Source organism: Microtetraspora sp. NBRC 16547, from assembly GCF_030268965.1.
GTDB lineage: Bacteria > Actinomycetota > Actinomycetes > Streptosporangiales > Streptosporangiaceae > Microtetraspora.
In genome coordinates this window covers 137,653-153,426 of record NZ_BSSE01000004.1, presented here as the reverse complement: position 1 = coordinate 153,426, position 15,774 = coordinate 137,653, and the positions used below count along the sequence as shown (strand labels likewise).

General features: G+C 70.1%; 13 protein-coding genes. 4 read left to right on the top strand and 9 right to left on the bottom strand.

What is annotated here, in order from left to right:
• Window positions 1-61: 61 nt before the first annotated feature.
• The 6 genes from QSK17_RS08115 to QSK17_RS08090 all read right to left on the bottom strand — a co-directional run bounded on the left by QSK17_RS08115 (window position 62) and on the right by QSK17_RS08090 (window position 6,330).
• Window positions 62-532, bottom strand: a complete 471-nt coding sequence (locus tag QSK17_RS08115) for a hypothetical protein (protein WP_285703900.1) — start codon at window positions 530-532, stop codon at window positions 62-64.
• On the bottom strand, window positions 529-1,143 hold the full coding sequence (locus QSK17_RS08110; protein ID WP_285703899.1) for an ArsR family transcriptional regulator: 615 nt from the start codon (window positions 1,141-1,143) through the stop codon (window positions 529-531). The genes QSK17_RS08115 and QSK17_RS08110 overlap by 4 nt, the downstream gene beginning before the upstream one ends.
• Window positions 1,144-1,357: 214 nt before the next feature.
• The gene (gene rsmA / locus QSK17_RS08105) at window positions 1,358-2,206 is read right to left on the bottom strand and encodes a 16S rRNA (adenine(1518)-N(6)/adenine(1519)-N(6))-dimethyltransferase RsmA (protein WP_285703898.1); all 849 of its coding nucleotides are present in this window, start codon (window positions 2,204-2,206) and stop codon (window positions 1,358-1,360) included.
• Between the two features lie 82 nt (window positions 2,207-2,288).
• Window positions 2,289-3,146: a TatD family hydrolase gene (locus QSK17_RS08100; RefSeq protein WP_285703897.1), complete on the bottom strand. Its 858-nt coding sequence runs from the start codon at window positions 3,144-3,146 to the stop codon at window positions 2,289-2,291.
• A gap of 22 nt (window positions 3,147-3,168) precedes the next feature.
• Window positions 3,169-4,953, bottom strand: a complete 1,785-nt coding sequence (gene metG, locus QSK17_RS08095; protein ID WP_285703896.1) for a methionine--tRNA ligase — start codon at window positions 4,951-4,953, stop codon at window positions 3,169-3,171.
• Between the two features lie 102 nt (window positions 4,954-5,055).
• Window positions 5,056-6,330 (bottom strand): glycosyltransferase family 2 protein, encoded by a 1,275-nt coding sequence (locus tag QSK17_RS08090; RefSeq protein WP_285703895.1) that lies wholly within the window; start codon window positions 6,328-6,330, stop codon window positions 5,056-5,058.
• Between the two features lie 108 nt (window positions 6,331-6,438).
• Here QSK17_RS08090 and QSK17_RS08085 point away from each other — a divergent pair, with 108 nt between their 5' ends.
• A complete protein-coding gene (locus QSK17_RS08085; RefSeq protein ID WP_285703894.1) occupies window positions 6,439-7,911 on the top strand; it encodes a hypothetical protein in 1,473 nt (490 codons plus the stop codon).
• Window positions 7,912-7,933: 22 nt separating this feature from the next.
• Here QSK17_RS08085 and rsmI read toward each other — a convergent pair whose 3' ends face one another.
• Window positions 7,934-8,767 carry a 16S rRNA (cytidine(1402)-2'-O)-methyltransferase gene (gene rsmI, locus QSK17_RS08080; protein ID WP_502889163.1) on the bottom strand — a complete coding sequence of 278 codons (834 nt, stop codon included), beginning with the start codon at window positions 8,765-8,767 and terminating at the stop codon, window positions 7,934-7,936.
• Between the two features lie 87 nt (window positions 8,768-8,854).
• Here rsmI and QSK17_RS08075 point away from each other — a divergent pair, with 87 nt between their 5' ends.
• Window positions 8,855-10,468, top strand: coding sequence for a dolichyl-phosphate-mannose--protein mannosyltransferase (locus QSK17_RS08075; RefSeq protein WP_352231779.1), 1,614 nt, complete (start codon window positions 8,855-8,857; stop codon window positions 10,466-10,468).
• Window positions 10,469-10,554: 86 nt separating this feature from the next.
• Window positions 10,555-11,853: a hypothetical protein gene (locus QSK17_RS08070; RefSeq protein ID WP_285703892.1), complete on the top strand. Its 1,299-nt coding sequence runs from the start codon at window positions 10,555-10,557 to the stop codon at window positions 11,851-11,853.
• An 84-nt stretch (window positions 11,854-11,937) separates the two neighbouring features.
• Here the strand turns inward: QSK17_RS08070 and QSK17_RS08065 are convergent, their stop codons facing one another.
• Complete coding sequence (locus QSK17_RS08065) at window positions 11,938-12,630, bottom strand: response regulator (protein WP_285703891.1); 693 nt, start codon at window positions 12,628-12,630, stop codon at window positions 11,938-11,940.
• Window positions 12,627-14,222 carry a sensor histidine kinase gene (locus QSK17_RS08060; protein ID WP_285703890.1) on the bottom strand — a complete coding sequence of 532 codons (1,596 nt, stop codon included), beginning with the start codon at window positions 14,220-14,222 and terminating at the stop codon, window positions 12,627-12,629. The genes QSK17_RS08065 and QSK17_RS08060 overlap by 4 nt, the downstream gene beginning before the upstream one ends.
• Window positions 14,223-14,358: 136 nt before the next feature.
• Between QSK17_RS08060 and QSK17_RS08055 the strand changes: the two genes are divergently transcribed.
• Window positions 14,359-15,768: a cation:dicarboxylate symporter family transporter gene (locus QSK17_RS08055; RefSeq protein WP_285703889.1), complete on the top strand. Its 1,410-nt coding sequence runs from the start codon at window positions 14,359-14,361 to the stop codon at window positions 15,766-15,768.
• The last annotated feature ends 6 nt before the right edge of the window (window positions 15,769-15,774 follow it).

The window sequence follows — 15,774 nt, the reverse complement described above, 5'->3', positions numbered from 1 at the left end:
CCGCTCACGGCACGTGCCCCTCCCGTCGACCTTGCCAGGCGATAAATGGCGAGAAAGCGGCTTAAGCGATGAATACCGGGAGATGTGGCAGCACTTTGTCGGCTGCGTCCACGATGGCGGCTGCCGCAGAGAGATCGTCCCGTACGGTGTCCTCATCGATCCAAGTCGTCGGAGTCGGATATTCGCCCTCGTGACGAGTCGTGCGGATCCGGTCAACCGGCCGGAGGATGGATCCCATGGTCGCGCCGAACTGCGCGCGCGCAGCATGCTGGACTGCCAGATGTCCGCCGGTCGTCGTCGCCCGCAGGCCCTGGACCTGGAGAAGCGCCGCCAGCGCCTTTCGAACCGCGTCATGTAAAGCCGCATAAGCGAGATACGGGTCCGTTCCGGCGAGCGTCTCGGCGCTGACCAGATGCTGCCGAGCAGTGGAGATCAACCGTCCGGCGAGCTCGGGATCCGCCACCACCTGGGTGAGTTCGCGACGCTGAAGCATGCCGACGATCTCGTCCCGCCCACGTGCCCAGCTCGTCACCCGACATCCCCACCATGAATCGGTACCGCAACCTGTGGGCGGGCGCGAAGCTCCCGGATGAATCCGTCCTCGTCCGCCTCCCACCGTAAGGGAGCGATTACCACGGTGTTGACCTCACGCCCCAGCCGCGAACCGGCACGTGCCGCGGCCTCATGGAGGTCGTCACGATCCGGACGGCCGATGACGAGAAGGTCGATGTCAATCGGCGCGGGGCCGGTCTCTCCGAGCATGCGTGCCGCCCAAGAGCCGAATACAGCGGCTTCCTCGACTCCCGCGAGATCGGCCAACTCTTCGGCGAGTACCTGGACAGGCCCGAGGGTGATCGTGATGAGATCGCGCAGCGGACCGTGAAAGGGGGCTCTGTCGTTGGCTCGAACCAACTTGGTACGCCCCACATTGCGACTGGCCAGGACCCCCGCCTGCTCCAGCCGAGCGACTTCACGGGCCATGGTGCCGCTGTCGGTACCGGCTGCCGTGGCAAGATCACCTACAGAGTACTCCCCGTTACCCACGTACGTCCGGGTCAAGACCGCGCACATGATCCGCGATCGGAAGACGGGGAAAATCGGGGGCGGCGGTTGCTGCATGCCGGAATCCTTCAACAGGGGCATGCGTGACATCGTGATCACGCTGCGTACACTACTGGCAAACGGCCAGATTATTCTGGCCGTTTGCCAGATTACCTCGCTCCCGGCGCAGCGGCTTGTCCACGTCCACGACCGGGCGGATCTGGCGGGACTTCGGCCGCAAACCCCGGCCGTTCGTGTGAAACAGGAGATCCTCGAACCCTCGCCCGATATTGCCGACGAATTCAGGCGCAGGACACTACCGGCCGGGGCGGTTCTCGGCGATGCGGGCGAAGTCGACGACGCCGAGTTGCTCACCCCTCGCGGACGGCTGGACGCCGGCCCGGAGCAGGGCCTCTTCGGCGGCGGCGGCCGTACCGGCCCAAGAGGCCAGGGCGGCGCGCAGGGTCTTGCGGCGCTGCGCGAAGGCGGCGTCCACGACCGCGAAGACCTCCTCGCGGGTCGCCGACGTCTCCGGGGGGTCGCGGCGGACGAGGGAGACCAAGCCGGAGTCGACGTTGGGCGCGGGCCAGAAGACGTTGCGGCCGACCGGTCCGGCGCGGCGCACGTCGGCATACCAGGCGGCCTTGACCGAGGGGATGCCGTAGATCCGCGATCCGGGGGTCGCGGCGAGCCGGTCGGCGACCTCGGACTGGACCATGACGAGCCCCCGGCGCAGGGACGGGAGGGTTTCCAGCAGGTGCAGCACCACGGGCACGGAGACGTTGTAGGGCAGGTTGGCCACGAGCGCGGTGGGCAGCGCGGGCAGGTCGTCCGCGCCCACCTTGAGCGCGTCGGCGTGGACGACGGACAGCCGGTCCGCGTGCTCGGGGTCCATGTCCGCGACGGTGGCGGGGAGTTGGTCCGCGAGCACTGGGTCGATCTCGACCGCCACGACCCGGGCGACCTCGGGGAGGAGGGCGAGGGTGAGCGATCCGAGCCCCGGCCCGATCTCGATGGCCACGTCGTCCGGGGTCACCTCGGCGACCCTGACGATGCGGCGGACGGTGCCGCCGTCGATCACGAAGTTCTGCCCGAGCTTCTTGGTCGGCCGGATGCCCAGCTTCTCCGCCAGCGCGCGTACTTCGACAGGCCCGAGCAAACTCATGGCATCCAGTGTCCGGCATCGGAGCATGTCCTCTTGCCGTCCGGCTCGCCCGCGCACGGGCTCATGGGATGGCGGAGCGGGCTCACCACGCGCCGAAGGCGGTCTCACCGTTGGTCATGATGGTCCCGGCGAGGTCGGCGACGTCCGTACCTCTGACCTCGGCCAGGCAGCGCAGGGTCAGCGGGATCAGGTAGGGCGCGTTCGGCTTGCCCCGGTGCGGGGTCGGCGGGAGGTAGGGCGCGTCGGTCTCCACGAGGATGAGCTCGGCGGGAGCCACCCGTGCCGCCTCGCGGAGATATCCGGCGTTCTTGTACGTCACCGGACCGGAAAAAGACATGAAATATCCGGCGTCGGAGCACTTCTTGGCCATCTCGCCGTCGCCGGAGAAGCTGTGGAAGACCACGATGTCCGGCGCCCCCTGGTCAGCGAGGACGCCGAGCACGTCGTCGTGGGCGTCACGGTCGTGGATGACCAGCGCCTTGCCGGTCCGCTTGGCGATCTCGATGTGCGCCCGGAAGCTCGCGTGCTGGTCGTCGCGGGAGGCCCAGTCGCGGAAGTAGTCGAGCCCGGTCTCCCCCACGGCCCGCACGTGCGGCAGCCGCGCCAGCTCCTCGATCTCGGCCAGCGCCTCCGGCGTGGCGGCGTGGGCCTCGTTGGGGTGGATGGCCACGCCCGCGTAGACGCCGTCGTGCTCCCGGGCGACCTCGGCGCCCCAGCGGGACGAGCGCAGGTCGTATCCGATCGTCACCAGTCGGGTCACGCCGACCTGGCGGGCGTCCGCCAGGATGGCCTCGACCGACGCGCCCGCGGCCTGCGCGGCGAGCGCGACCGGATCGCCGGAGGACGCCGTGCGGTCGCCCACCATGATGTCGAGGTGACAGTGGCTGTCGAACACCTCCGCGGCCAGCGGCTCGGGCATCGCGGGCGCTTCCCGGGACATCGGGCGTGGATCTCCTACCTGATCAGTCGCCAAGCCGGGCGAGCTCTTCATCGACGATCTTGGGGTCGAGCTTGGCGAACAACGGGGTCGGGGGCGCGAGCGGGACACCCGCCTGGATCGGCCTGTGCTCCCAGCGCGCGGCGCCCTCGTCGTACGCACCGGTGATCACGGGGTAGTCGGGGCCGCCGTCCTCGTTGACCTCGCGGATCTCCGGCATGCCGGTCCAGACGCCCTCGCCGCCGAGCATCTGGAAGATCTTGTTGGACGAGGTGGGCAGGAACGGCGTGAGCATCGTCTTGGCGTCGTCCACGACCTGGAGCGCGACGTGCAGGATCGATTTCTGCCGCTCCGGGTCGTCCTTGATCTTCCAGGGCTCCTGCTCAGCGAGGTACTTGTTGGCCTCGCGGACCACGTCGAACGCCTCGGTCACGGCGTTCTTGAACCGGGACCGGCCGAGCTCGGCGCCGACCTTGGGGAAGGCGTTCCTGGACAGCTCCAGCATGGCGCGGTCGGCGTCGGTGAGGTCGCCCGCCTCCGGGATCGCACCGAAGTTCTTCGCCGCCATCGAGATCGACCGGTTGACCAGGTTGCCCCAGGCCGCCACCAACTCGCCGTTGTTGCGGTTGACGAACTCGGACCAGGTGAAGTCGGTGTCCTGGTTCTCCGGGCCGGCGACCGCGATGTAGTAGCGCAGCGCGTCGGCGGAGTATCGGGCCAGGAAGTCGCGGACGTAGATCACGATCTGGCGGGAGGAGGAGAACTTGCGGCCCTCCATCGTCAGGAACTCGCTCGACACCACCTCGGACGGCAGGGAGAGCTTGCCGAGGGAGCCGACCGCGCCGCCCCGCGCGCCCTCGCCGTTGTAGCCGAGGAGCATCGCCGGCCAGATCTCGGAGTGGAAGACGATGTTGTCCTTGCCCATGAAGTAGTAACCGCGGGCGTCGGGGTTCTGCCACCACTGACGCCAGGCGTCCGGGTCGCCGCTGCGCTTGGCCCACTCGATGGAGGCGGAGAGATAGCCGATGACGGCGTCGAACCAGACGTAGAGCCGCTTGTCGCCCCGGTCGCGCCAGCCGTCCAGCGGGATCGGCACGCCCCAGTCGAGGTCGCGGCTGATCGCGCGCGGCTGGAGGTCGCCGAGGAGGTTGAGCGAGAACTTCAGCACGTTGGGCCGCCACTCGCCCTGCTTGGACTGCAGCCAGGTGCCGAGCGCCTCGGAGAACGCGGGCAGGTCGAGCATGAAGTGCTCGGTCTCGACGAACGCCGGGGACTCGCCGTTGATGCGGGACTTCGGGTTGATCAGGTCGATCGGGTCGAGCTGGTTGCCGCAGTTGTCACACTGGTCACCGCGTGCCCCGTCGTATCCGCAGATCGGGCAGGTGCCCTCGATATAGCGGTCGGGGAGGGTGCGCCCGGTGGACGGGGAGATGGCACCCATCGTGGTCTTGGGGAAGATGTAGCCGTTTTTGTACAGCCCGAGAAAGATCTCCTGCGCCACGGCGTAGTGATTGCCGGTGGTGGTCCGGGTGAACAGGTCGTACGAAAGGCCGAGGCCGGTCAGGTCCTCGGCGATCACCCGGTTGTAGCGGTCGGCGAGCTGGCGGGCGGTCAGCCCCTCCTTGTCGGCCTGGACCTGGATGGGCGTGCCGTGCTCGTCCGTCCCGGAGACCATCAGCACCTTGTTGCCCGCCATCCGCTGGTAGCGGCTGAAGACGTCGGACGGCACGCCGAACCCTGAGACGTGCCCGATGTGGCGAGGGCCGTTGGCGTAGGGCCACGCGACGGCGGTCAAGATGTGCTGGGACATGGCTCCAAGACTAGAGCCCTCGGCGCAGCGTCTCGAACCGATTACAGGGCCGCCGATCGCGGGCCCGGCCGATCCTGATCGGCCGGGCGGGGGGCGCGGTGGCTAGGCGCCGGGCCGGGCGGACTCGCGGGTGTCGATCTCGGCGGAGCCAGCGGCCTGCTCCGCGGCGGACGCGCGGGTGACGGCCTCGGCCGCCTCCTCGGCGGCGGAGGCGGCGATGTCGGCCGGGGTCTCCTTCGAACGGCGGATGCCGAGGATGCTGATGAACAGCGACGCGAAGATGGTCTGGAAGCTCATGACGAACGCGGTCGCCGACGGCACGACGAGGCGCAGCGACTCGGCCGGGATCAGCTCGCCGAAGCCCCTGCCTCCCCAGTGGGCCAGCGACGCGACCAGGCCGACGAGACCGCCGAGGGCGAGCAGGCCGCCCGCGACGAGGCCCTTCTCCAGGCTGACGATGTCCACCAGCTTGCGTACGCGTCTGTCCTCGGGGAGGAAGCCCTCCTCGGCGGCGTACACCTTGGTGAACAGGGCGAACAGCACCGCCTGGAAGCCGATCACCACCATGGCGGACGCCCCGACCAGGGTGTCGACGTCGAAGGCGAGCTTGCCGATGTAGACGGGGCCGAAAGTCAGCGCCGCGCCCATGATCAGGCCGATGGCCATGAGCGCCATGCCGGGGATGAAGAACAGCCACCGCGGGCTGTACAGCATGAGGAAGCGCAGGTGGCGCCAGCCGTCCCGCCAGGAGCGCAGGTGCGGCGGGCGGGAGCGGCCGTCGGGCGAGAGCGTCGTGGGCACCTCGCGGACGTCGAGCCCCTGCAGGGTGGCCTTGACCACCATCTCGGAGGCGAACTCCATGCCACCGGTCTGCAGGCCGAGCCGGAGGATCGAGTCCCGGCGGAAGCCGCGCAGCCCGCAGTGGAAGTCGCCGATGGCGCTGGGGAAGAACAGCCGGCCGATGAACGACAGGACCGGGTTGCCGAGGTAGCGGTGCAGCGGGGGCATCGCGCCGGGGGCGATCCCACCCCTGAACCGGTTGCCCATGACCAGCTCACCGCCGGCCCGCAACTCCTCAACAAACGGCATTAAATTGGTGAAATCGTACGAGTCGTCCGCGTCGCCCATGATCACGTACTTGCCGCGGGCGGCCCGGATGCCGCCTATGAGGGCGTTGCCGTACCCCTTGGCGTCGATGTGGACCACGCGCGCGCCCGCGTCGCGGGCGAGCTGCTGCGACCCGTCGGTGCTTCCGTTGTCGGCGATCACGACTTCACCGTCGATGCCGTTCTCACGCATGCAGGCAAGTGCTTTGCGGACACATGTCTCGACGGTCTCGGCCTCATTGAGGCAGGGCATGACTACGGTCAGTTCCATGTCGCAACCCTTCGTCTACATTTGTGATCGCCCTAAGTAGTCAACCATGATGCCCTCTGTCCGGAGGTGCCCGGGGCAAGTCACCGAAACGGCTGGCATTCTGTAACCATGGTCGCGGTTGCGGAGCCTTCGGCATTAGACGCCCCCCCTGCTGGCAGGTGGAAGCGCCTTCTGGCGGTGCTCGCCCGCCACCGGGTGTTCGCGGTGGCCTTGGGACTCGGGGCACTCCTGCGGGTCGTCACCATGCTCGGTTTCGGCCCCGCCATGTGGTTCAACGACTCCTACGACTACGTCTCCGTGGCGTTGCACCCGCGGCCGCATCCGATCCGCCCGGACGGCTACGGCTTCTGGCTCCTGCTGCTCAAGCCGGTGCACAGCTTCGCGTTCGTCGTGTTCACCCAGCACCTGATGGGCCTGGCCGCGGGCGTGCTGATCTACGTGTTGCTGACCAGGAAATTCGGTCTGCCCGGCTGGGGGGCGACCCTCGCGGCCGCGCCGGTGCTGTTCGACGCGTACCAGATCCAGCTCGAACAGCTCATCATGTCGGACTCGATGTTCACCCTGCTGGTCGTGGCCGTCATCACGCTCGTCCTGTGGCACAGGACGATGTCCTGGCGGATGGGAGCCGTCATCGGGGCGCTGCTCGCGCTGACGGCGCTGACGCGCAGCATCGGCCTGCCGATCCTCGCCCTGGTCGTGGTCTACCTGCTGGTCAAGCGGGCCGGGTGGAAGCCGATCTTCGCGATGATCGCAGCCTGTGCGCTGCCCGTCCTGGCGTACATGGGGTGGTTCAAGGCGGTCAACGGGCAGTTCGCGATGACCAACAGCGACGGCGTGATCCTCTACATGCGGACCGCGCTCTTCGCCGACTGCCACAAGATGAACCTCGACAAGCGCGAGGAGCTGGAGCTCGCCCTCCTGTGCATCAACACGCCGCCGGCCGAGCGGGGCCGTACGGCACAGGCGTACCTGTGGTGGGACGACCAGAACCAGCTCCACGTGTTCGGCTCGGGCATGAAGTTCACCCCGGAGATCAACGCCAACGCGAGCGCGTTCGCGAAGAAGGCGATCCTCTCGCAGCCCGGGGACTACCTCGCCGCCGTGGCCAAGGACTTCTTCCGCGCCTTCGGCTGGGGGCGCCCGCTGTTCCCGGACGCCAAGACGTACCTGCAGTACCAGTTCGGCAACTACTACACGCAGAAGCTGCCTTCCTGGACGTCCTATCTCGGCCAGACGGACCGGGACGCCGAGCGGTACGAGAACGGCCCGGCCGCCACGCGCGAGGTGAAGCCGTGGTCCGACATCATGATCGGTTACCAGAAGGTCGTGCGGCTGCCGGGCACCGTGCTCGGCCTGCTCCTGCTGGCCGGCCTCTACGGCGTGGCGGTCCGCTGGCGCAAGCTGGGCGGCCCGGTGCTGCTGCCCTGGCTCGGCGCGGTGGGACTCATCCTGGCCCCGGCGGCGACGGCGGAGTTCGACTACCGCTACCTGCTCCCCGCCGTCCCCCTCGCCTGCATCGCCGCCGCCATCTCCCTCAGGCACGTACGACTGCCGCGCGGGAAGTCCACGCCCGCCGCGTAGCCGGCGGGCGGAGGCCCGGCGATCAGGCGCCGTGGATGTGGTTGTAGAGGTCGCGCTTGGAGATCCCGGCGGATTTCGCGACGTCGACGATGGCCTGCTTGCGGGGAACGCCCGTGGCCTCGCGCCGGGCGACCTCGTCGGCGAGGTCGTCGAGGTCCGGCTCGACGGCTTCGGGGGCGTGTCCGGCGACGACGAGGGTGATCTCTCCCCTGACCTCGCCCGCGGCCCATTCGGTCAGCTCGGCCAGGGTGCCGCGCCGTACCTCCTCGTAGGTCTTGGTGAGCTCGCGGCAGACGGCGGCCTGGCGGTCGGCGCCGAACGCCTCGGCCATGGCGGACAGGCAGGAGTGCAGGCGGTGCGGCGCCTCGAAGAACACCATGGTGCGCTCCTCGCGGGCCAGGCCGGCCAGCCGCCGGGACCGCTCGCCGGGCTTGCGCGGCGGGAAGCCCTCGAAGCAGAACCGGTCGCTGGGCAGGCCCGAGATCGCCAGAGCGGTGGTGACGGCGGACGGGCCGGGCAGCGCGGTGACGCGGACGCCCGCGTCCACGGCGAGCCGGGTAAGCCGGTATCCCGGGTCGGAGACCCCCGGCATCCCGGCGTCGGTGATCACGAGCACGGTCTCACCCTGGAGCAGCTCCTCCAGGAGTTCCTTGGAGCGCGCGGCCTCGTTGGCGTCGTAGTAGGAGACCACCCGTCCGGTCACGGTCACGCCGAGATCGGAGGCGAGGCGTCTGAGCCGCCGCGTGTCCTCCGCCGCGATCACACCGGCCGTCTCCAACGCCTCCCGCAGTCGCGGAGAGGCGTCCCCCACCTGGCCGATCGGAGCTCCCGCCAGAATTAGCACGTATCCCACCATATGAAACGTTCATCATTGAAGACTTGGATGCCGCTAATCGACCTGAACTTCATGGTCGCGACAGAGACTCGACAGTAGTCTGTCCAGGTGGCCGTGACAGACTTCTCCCAGCAGGCGTTCGAGCATGCCGACGGGGCGCATGACGACGCTTCGCGGATGTCCTTGCGTGAACGGCTGGTGCCTCCGATGCCCGGCAGCGTCCTGTGGGGCTGGCTCGGCCCGCTGATCGTGACAGTGTTCGGCGCGTTCCTGCGCTTTTATCACCTGGCCACTCCCAAGGCGGTCGTCTTCGACGAGACGTACTACGCCAAGGACGCCTTCGCGACCATCAAGTACGGCGCGGAGCGGCAGTTCGTCGAGAACGCCGACAAGCTGATGATCTCCGGCAGCACCGACATCTTCAAGACATGTGAGCAGGTCAGCGATTGCGCCGCGTACGTGGTGCACCCGCCGCTCGGCAAGTGGATGATCGGGATCGGCGAGTCGCTCTTCGGGCTGAACCCCTTCGGCTGGCGGTTCGCCGCCGCGGTGATCGGGTCGCTGTCGATCCTCATCCTCGCCCGGGTGGCCCGCAGGATGACCCGCTCCACCCTGCTCGGCTGTCTCGCCGGCCTCCTTCTCTCCCTGGACGCGCTGCACTTCGTGCTGTCCCGATCGGCGCTGCTGGACATCTTCCTGATGTTCTGGGTCCTGGCCGGCTTCGCCTGCCTGGTCGTCGACCGGGACCGGACGCGGCAGGCCCTGGTCGAGTGGCGCGAGTCCGCCGCCTCGCTCGACGCCGGCCCCCGGCTCGGGTGGCGTCCGTGGCGGCTCGCGGCCGGGCTGTGCCTGGGCGCGGGCCTGGCGACCAAGTGGACGGCGATCTTCTTCATCGCCGCCTTCGCGATCATGTCGCTGGTCTGGGACGCGGGCGCCCGGCGTGCCACGGGCCTGCGCCGGCCGTACCGCGAGACCTTCCGGCTGGAGCTGCCGCTGGCGGCGGTGTGGATGGGCCTGGTGCCGCTCGTGACCTACGTGGTCTCGTTCGGCGGCTGGTTCTTCACCGACAAGGGGTGGGACCGGCACTGGGACCAGGCCACCTCGCAGGGGCCGGTCTTCTTCATCGTGGACTCGATGCGCTCCTGGGTGGGCTACCAGCTGCAGATGCTGGGCTCCCACACCAACCTGTCGACCCCGCACAACTACCAGTCGGAACCGTGGAGTTGGCCCCTGCTGCTGCGGCCGGTGGCGTTCTTCTACGAGACGCCCACGAGCTGCGGCGCCGCCAGCTGCTCGCAGGCGATTCTCGGCACCGGCACTCCGGTGATCTGGTACGGCGCCCTGGCCGCGCTGATCGGCATGATCGCGTGGTACGTGGCGACCCGTGACTGGCGAGCCGGCGCGGTGCTGCTGGCGTACGCCGCGGGCTGGCTGCCGTGGTTCTACTACGCGATCGTCGACAACCGGACGATGTTCCTGTACTACGCGATCCCGCTGCTGCCGTTCATGATCCTCGCGATCGTGCTGGCCTGCGGCCTGATCTTGGGGCCCGCGGACGCGCCGCAACGGCGGCGGCTGGCCGGGGCGGTGGGCGTCGGCGTCTTCGCGCTGCTCGCGCTGGCGAACTTCGCCTGGCTCTACCCCGTCATCGCCGCCGAAGTCATCCCGTACCCGGACTGGCTCGCCCGCATGCTCTTCGGCGGCGCGAAGGGCTGGATCTAGGCCCTCGTATGGTTGGTCCCAGGGGGTGGTGGCGCGTGACCATGGGTCGTCGCGGACGATGGGCGCAATACGGCAGACTGCGAGTCATGCCCGCACCTGACGTGGCCGCGCTTCTCGCCGAGCTGGAGCGCTCCGAGCCGCAGGCCGCAGAACCGGCCCGTGTCGCCGTCGAGTGGCTGACGGGCGGTGAGGCGCTGGAGACGATCAGCCAGCTCGACGTGTGCGAGTTCCTGTGGTACACGCTGCCGGTCAAGGTGACGGGCGACCGCCAGGTGATCGCGCGGGCGCTCGGGCAGTTGCTCCGGCTGGGCGGCATGGACCGCTACGCCGCGCTGTGCGACTCGCAGACGACCGCCCAGATCCTGCGGGCGTACGCCCGGGACGGCGAGGAGGCCGGGTCCGCGGCCTACCAGCAGGCGCTGGAGGCCACCGGCGTGCTGCCGCCGGACATCGCCGAGCTCGCCTGGAGCTCGATCATGGGGCCGGAGGAGCTGGGGGCGCACGTCGCGTGCGCCGCCGCGCTGGAGCTGGCGATCATGTCCGGCGAGCCGGGCGACCGTGAGGCGCTGACCCGGCGCTGGCTCACCTCTCCCCGGCCCGAGCTCGGCGGCGACTGCTGGCTGAACCGCGTCCACGGGGAGCGGCTGAACCGCTGGGTCCTCGGCCGCGGCAACGCCCGCCGGGAGCTGGCCCAGCCGTTCGAGGTGCGGCTGCACGCGCCCATCCCCGCCCCGGCGGAGCCGCACCTGGAGCCGCTGTGGTGGCTGCTCGGCATGGCCGTCGAGGGTGTGAAGCTGACCGAGAAGTTCAACGTCTCCCGCGCCATGGTGACGGAGTCCGTCGACCGGTTCGGGTGGGACGCCATGACGACCGGTTCCATCCGCGGCGAGGCCGACGTGCCCACGCTGACCACGCTCAGGGAGATCGCCGTCCACGATCTGCGGGCGCTGCGCCGTACGGGCCGGAAGCTGGTGCTGACCCCGGCCGGGCGCGGCCTGGCCCGGCAGCCGGAGAGCCTGTGGACGGCGGCGACGAACGCGCTGCTCGCGCCGGCCAAGGGCGAGCACGATTTCGAGATCTCCGTGCGCGAGGCGGCGCTGATGCTGCTCGCCGACGGCGCCGCCCTGCCGTACGAGGAGCTGCGGGACCGGATCCTGGAGGTCGTCAACGGCGAGGGCTGGCGGTCGGCGGCGGGGGCGCGGGTGGTGCCGCTCGACCTGTCCGCCCCGCTGGGCGAGCTCCAGCGCCGCCTGGACGCCCTCGACCTGCGCACCGGCTGCTCGTGGCGCTCACCGTGGCAGCTCACCGCCGTGGGGCGGGCCGCCGCGCTGGCCGCGCTGCGCGCCCAGGCGCTGCGGCCTCGCCAGTACGCCGGGATGGGCTGACAGCGGGACGCGGGTCCGGGCTGACCGCGTTTCCGACGAGTTTCACGGCGGCGGTATCTCTATGTACCGCCCGGCGCGTCCCGTTTAGTAGCACGTTGTCGGCTTCTCGGTCATCCGGTAGAGCCACTCGGGGCGTCCCACCCCTCCGTACTGCGGGACGCGCCGGACGATCCCGGTCTCGGTGAGATGCTCCAGATAGCGTCGGGCGGTCACCCTGGACACGCCGATCGCCTCGCCGACGGCGTTCGCCGACAGCCCCGCGCGCGCCTTCCTGAGCTCGCCCGCGACGGCCTCCAGGGTCGCGTGGGACATCCCCTTGGGGAGCGCGGATCGTGCGGTGCCCCGCAGCGTGGCCAGCGCCCGGTCGACCTCGCTCTGCGCGCTCACCTCGCCGCCTCCCTCGACGGACGAACGGAACAGCGCGTACTGCTGGAGCTTCTCGCGCAGCAGGGCGAACGTGAACGGCTTCAGGAGGTACTGCACCACGCCGATCGAGACGGCCGACCTGACCACGGACAGGTCCCTGGCCGAGGTCACGGCGATGACGTCACAGGAGACCCCGGCCGCGCGGAGCAGCCGGCAGACCTCCAGACCGTGCATGTCGGGCAGATGCAGATCGAGCAGCAGCAGGTCCACGCGCTCGCGGCGGAGGAACCGCAGCGCGTCCCCTCCCGAGCGGGCCACGCCCGCGACCCGGAACCCGGGCACCCGTTCCACGTAGAGGCGGTTCGCCTCCGCGGCGACCTCCTCGTCCTCGACGACCAGCACCGAGATCACGCTCCGCCCCCTTCCGGCAGCGGGATCCGTACGGTGAAGACGGCTCCGCCCTCGTGGGCGACGTCGATCGTGCCGCCGAGGCGGTGGACGGCCTGGCCCACCATGGCGAGGCCGAGGCCGAGGCCGCGCCCGTTCCCTTTGGTGGTCCATCCGCGCCGGAACGCGGCCGCCGCGTCCTCGGCTCCGAGGCCGGGACCGCTGTCGGCGACGCGCAGCACGCAGTCGCCGTCGTCCATGGTCAGGCTCACCCGTACGCGGGCGGGCGGGGCGCCGGTCATCGCGGCCTCCACCGCGTTGTCCATGAGGTTGCCGAGGATCGTCACCAGGTCGCGGCCGTCCAGGTCGACGTCGTCCAGCTCGCTGTCCGGGCTGATGGACAGCTCGACGCCGCGTTCGGCCGCCTCCGCGGTCTTGCCGAGGAGGAGTGCCGCGAGCACGGGCTCCCGTACGGACCCGACCACGCGGTCGGCGAGCTGCTGGGCGGCGCGCAGCTCCGCGGTGGCGAACTCGACGGCCTGCTCGGCCCGGCCCAGCTCGACGAGCGTGACCACGGTGTGCAGCCGGTTGGCCGACTCGTGCGCCGCCGAGCGCAGCGACTCGGCGAAGCCGCGGACGGCGTCGAGCTGGCCGCTGAGCGCCTGGAGCTCCGTGTGGTCCCGCAGGGTGACGACCATGCCGAGCGACTTCCGGCCGGACCGCACCGGCGCCGCGTTCACCACGAGCACCCGGTCCCGGGTCAGGTGGATCTCGTCGGTGCGGCGCTCCCCCGCCCGCAGCATCGCGGTGAAGGCCGGGTCGAGGCCGAGTTCGGTCACCTCGCGGCCCTCGGCATCGGCGGGAAGGTCGAGGAGCGTCCGCGCGCCGTCGTTGCAGAGGGTCAGCGTGCGGTCGTCGTCGACCAGCAGCAGGCCCTCGCGTACGGCGTGCAGGATCGCGGTGTGGTGCTCGTAGATGCGGCTCAGCTCGTCCGAGGCCAGTCCCCGGGTCTGCCTGCGCAGCCGGGCGCCCACCAGGGCCGTGCCCGCCCCTCCGACGGACATGCCGAGGAGGACGGTCAGTCCCGCCACGGTGACCTGGTCGCGGAACCGGTCGCTGATCTTGTCGAGCGTGATCCCGGCGCTGACCAGCGCCCGGACCTCGCCGTCGGCGTCCCGTACCGGCGTGACGGCGCGGACCGAGGGGCCGAGCGTGCCTGTGTAGGTCTCGGTGAAAGTCCGGCCGGCCAGCGCGGGGCCGATGGTGCCGAGGAAGGTGCCACCGATCCGGCTCGGGTTGGGGTGGGTGTACCGGCGGCCGGAGGTGTCCATGATCGTGATGAAGTCGACGCCGGCCTCCTGCCTGACCTGCTCGGCGTACGGCTGGAGCGCGCCGGAGGGATCCTGACCGCCGACGGCGGACAGGACTGACGGCGAGTCGGCGACGCTGATCGCGACCGAGCGGGCGACCCGCGTCGCCTCGTCGGTGAGCAGGTCGCGGGTGTGGGCGAAGACGAAGGCGGTGCCCGCCGCCACCGTGACGCCGACGACCACGGTCTGGAGCAGCAGCATCTGCCGGGCGAGGCTCCATCGTTTGCGGGGCGATGTCCTCGTCATCGGTCTCGTCTCACTCCTGCGAGGTCGTTTCGGTAATGAACGAAATGTACGCAATAGTGACCGACGTCACACCCCCGGCGCATAGTCACGCCACCGAAAGTCTTTTCTGGACCTCTTCCCGCACAAAGGGGGTCGCGTGGCCGCATCCACGCCGCAGGTGAGCCGGGACCGCACCCGGTACCTGTATGTCGCCGTCATCGTCGCCGTGCTGGCCGGGATCGCCGTAGGCCTTCTCGCGCCCGAGCTGGGCAAGGAGCTGAAACCGCTCGGCACGGCCTTCGTGGGCCTGATCAAGATGATGATCAGCCCCATCATCTTCTGCACGATCGTGCTCGGGGTCGGCTCCGTCACCCAGGCGGCCCGGGTCGGCAAGGTCGGCGGGCTCGCCGTCGGCTACTTCCTGGTGATGTCCACGGTCGCGTTGGCCATCGGCCTGCTCGTCGGCAACGTGCTGCATCCGGGTGAGGGCCTCGCGCTGACCGACGACCTGCGCAAGGCCGCCGAGACCGAGGCGGCCAAGGGCGGCGAGAGCGATACCACGTCGTTCCTCCTGGGGATCATCCCGACCACGCTCGTGTCGGCGTTCACCGAGGGGCAGGTGCTGCAGACGCTGCTCGTCGCGCTGCTCGCGGGCTTCGCGCTGCAGGCCATGGGCGGGCGGGCCGCGCCGATCCTGGCCGGGATCACGCACATCCAGCGGCTGGTCTTCCGCATCCTCGCCATGATCATGTGGGCCGCGCCGGTGGGCGCCTTCGGCGCGATGGCGGCGGTGGTCGGGGCGACCGGCGTGGACGCGCTGACGAGCCTCGCCGTCATCATGACCGGGTTCTACGCGACCTGCGTGCTGTTCGTCTTCATCGTGCTGGGGCCGCTGCTCTGGGTGGTCGCGCGGGTCAACGTCGTCGCGCTGCTGCGGTATCTCGGGCGGGAGTTCCTGCTCATCCTCTCGACGTCCTCCTCGGAGTCGGCCCTGCCCCGGCTGATCGCGAAGATGGAGCATCTGGGGGTGAGCCGCCCGGTGGTCGGCATCACCGTGCCCACGGGGTACTCGTTCAACCTCGACGGGACCGCCATCTACCTGACCATGGCCACGCTGTTCGTGGCCAGCGCCACCGGGGCGCCGCTGTCGCTGGGCGAGCAGATCTCGCTGCTGGTGTTCATGATCATCGCGTCGAAGGGCGCCGCGGGCGTCACCGGCGCGGGCCTGGCCACGCTGGCCGGCGGCCTCCAGTCGCACCGGCCCGACCTGGTGGACGGCGTCGGCCTGATCGTCGGCATCGACCGCTTCATGTCCGAGGCGCGCGCGCTGACGAACTTCGCGGGCAACGCGGTGGCCACCGTGCTGATCGGGACCTGGACCGGCGAGTTCGACCGCGAGCGGGCCGCGCGGGTCCTGGCCGGCCAGGTGCCGTTCGACGAGACGACCCTGCTGGACGAGGAGACCGGCACGGGCCCGGACCGCGACGGTGACGACGGCGGCGGCGGAGGGGACGGCGGCGACGCCCCGACCGGGACCCAGCCCTCAGGAGCGCTGACCCCCGCCTGAACATCC

Excerpts from the sequence above, each read along its gene's own strand:
- metG (WP_285703896.1), bottom strand. The coding sequence starts at position 4,953 with ATGTCCCAGCACATCTTGACCGCCGTCGCGTGGCCCTACGCCAACGGC.
- rsmA (WP_285703898.1), bottom strand. The coding sequence starts at position 2,206 with ATGAGTTTGCTCGGGCCTGTCGAAGTACGCGCGCTGGCGGAGAAGCTG.
- QSK17_RS08110 (WP_285703899.1), bottom strand. The coding sequence starts at position 1,143 with ATGCCCCTGTTGAAGGATTCCGGCATGCAGCAACCGCCGCCCCCGATT.
- QSK17_RS08090 (WP_285703895.1), bottom strand. The coding sequence starts at position 6,330 with ATGGAACTGACCGTAGTCATGCCCTGCCTCAATGAGGCCGAGACCGTC.
- QSK17_RS08060 (WP_285703890.1), bottom strand. The coding sequence starts at position 14,222 with ATGACGAGGACATCGCCCCGCAAACGATGGAGCCTCGCCCGGCAGATG.
- rsmI (WP_502889163.1), bottom strand. The coding sequence starts at position 8,767 with ATGGTGGGATACGTGCTAATTCTGGCGGGAGCTCCGATCGGCCAGGTG.
- QSK17_RS08070 (WP_285703892.1), top strand. The coding sequence starts at position 10,555 with ATGCCCGCACCTGACGTGGCCGCGCTTCTCGCCGAGCTGGAGCGCTCC.
- QSK17_RS08100 (WP_285703897.1), bottom strand. The coding sequence starts at position 3,146 with ATGTCCCGGGAAGCGCCCGCGATGCCCGAGCCGCTGGCCGCGGAGGTG.
- QSK17_RS08085 (WP_285703894.1), top strand. The coding sequence starts at position 6,439 with ATGGTCGCGGTTGCGGAGCCTTCGGCATTAGACGCCCCCCCTGCTGGC.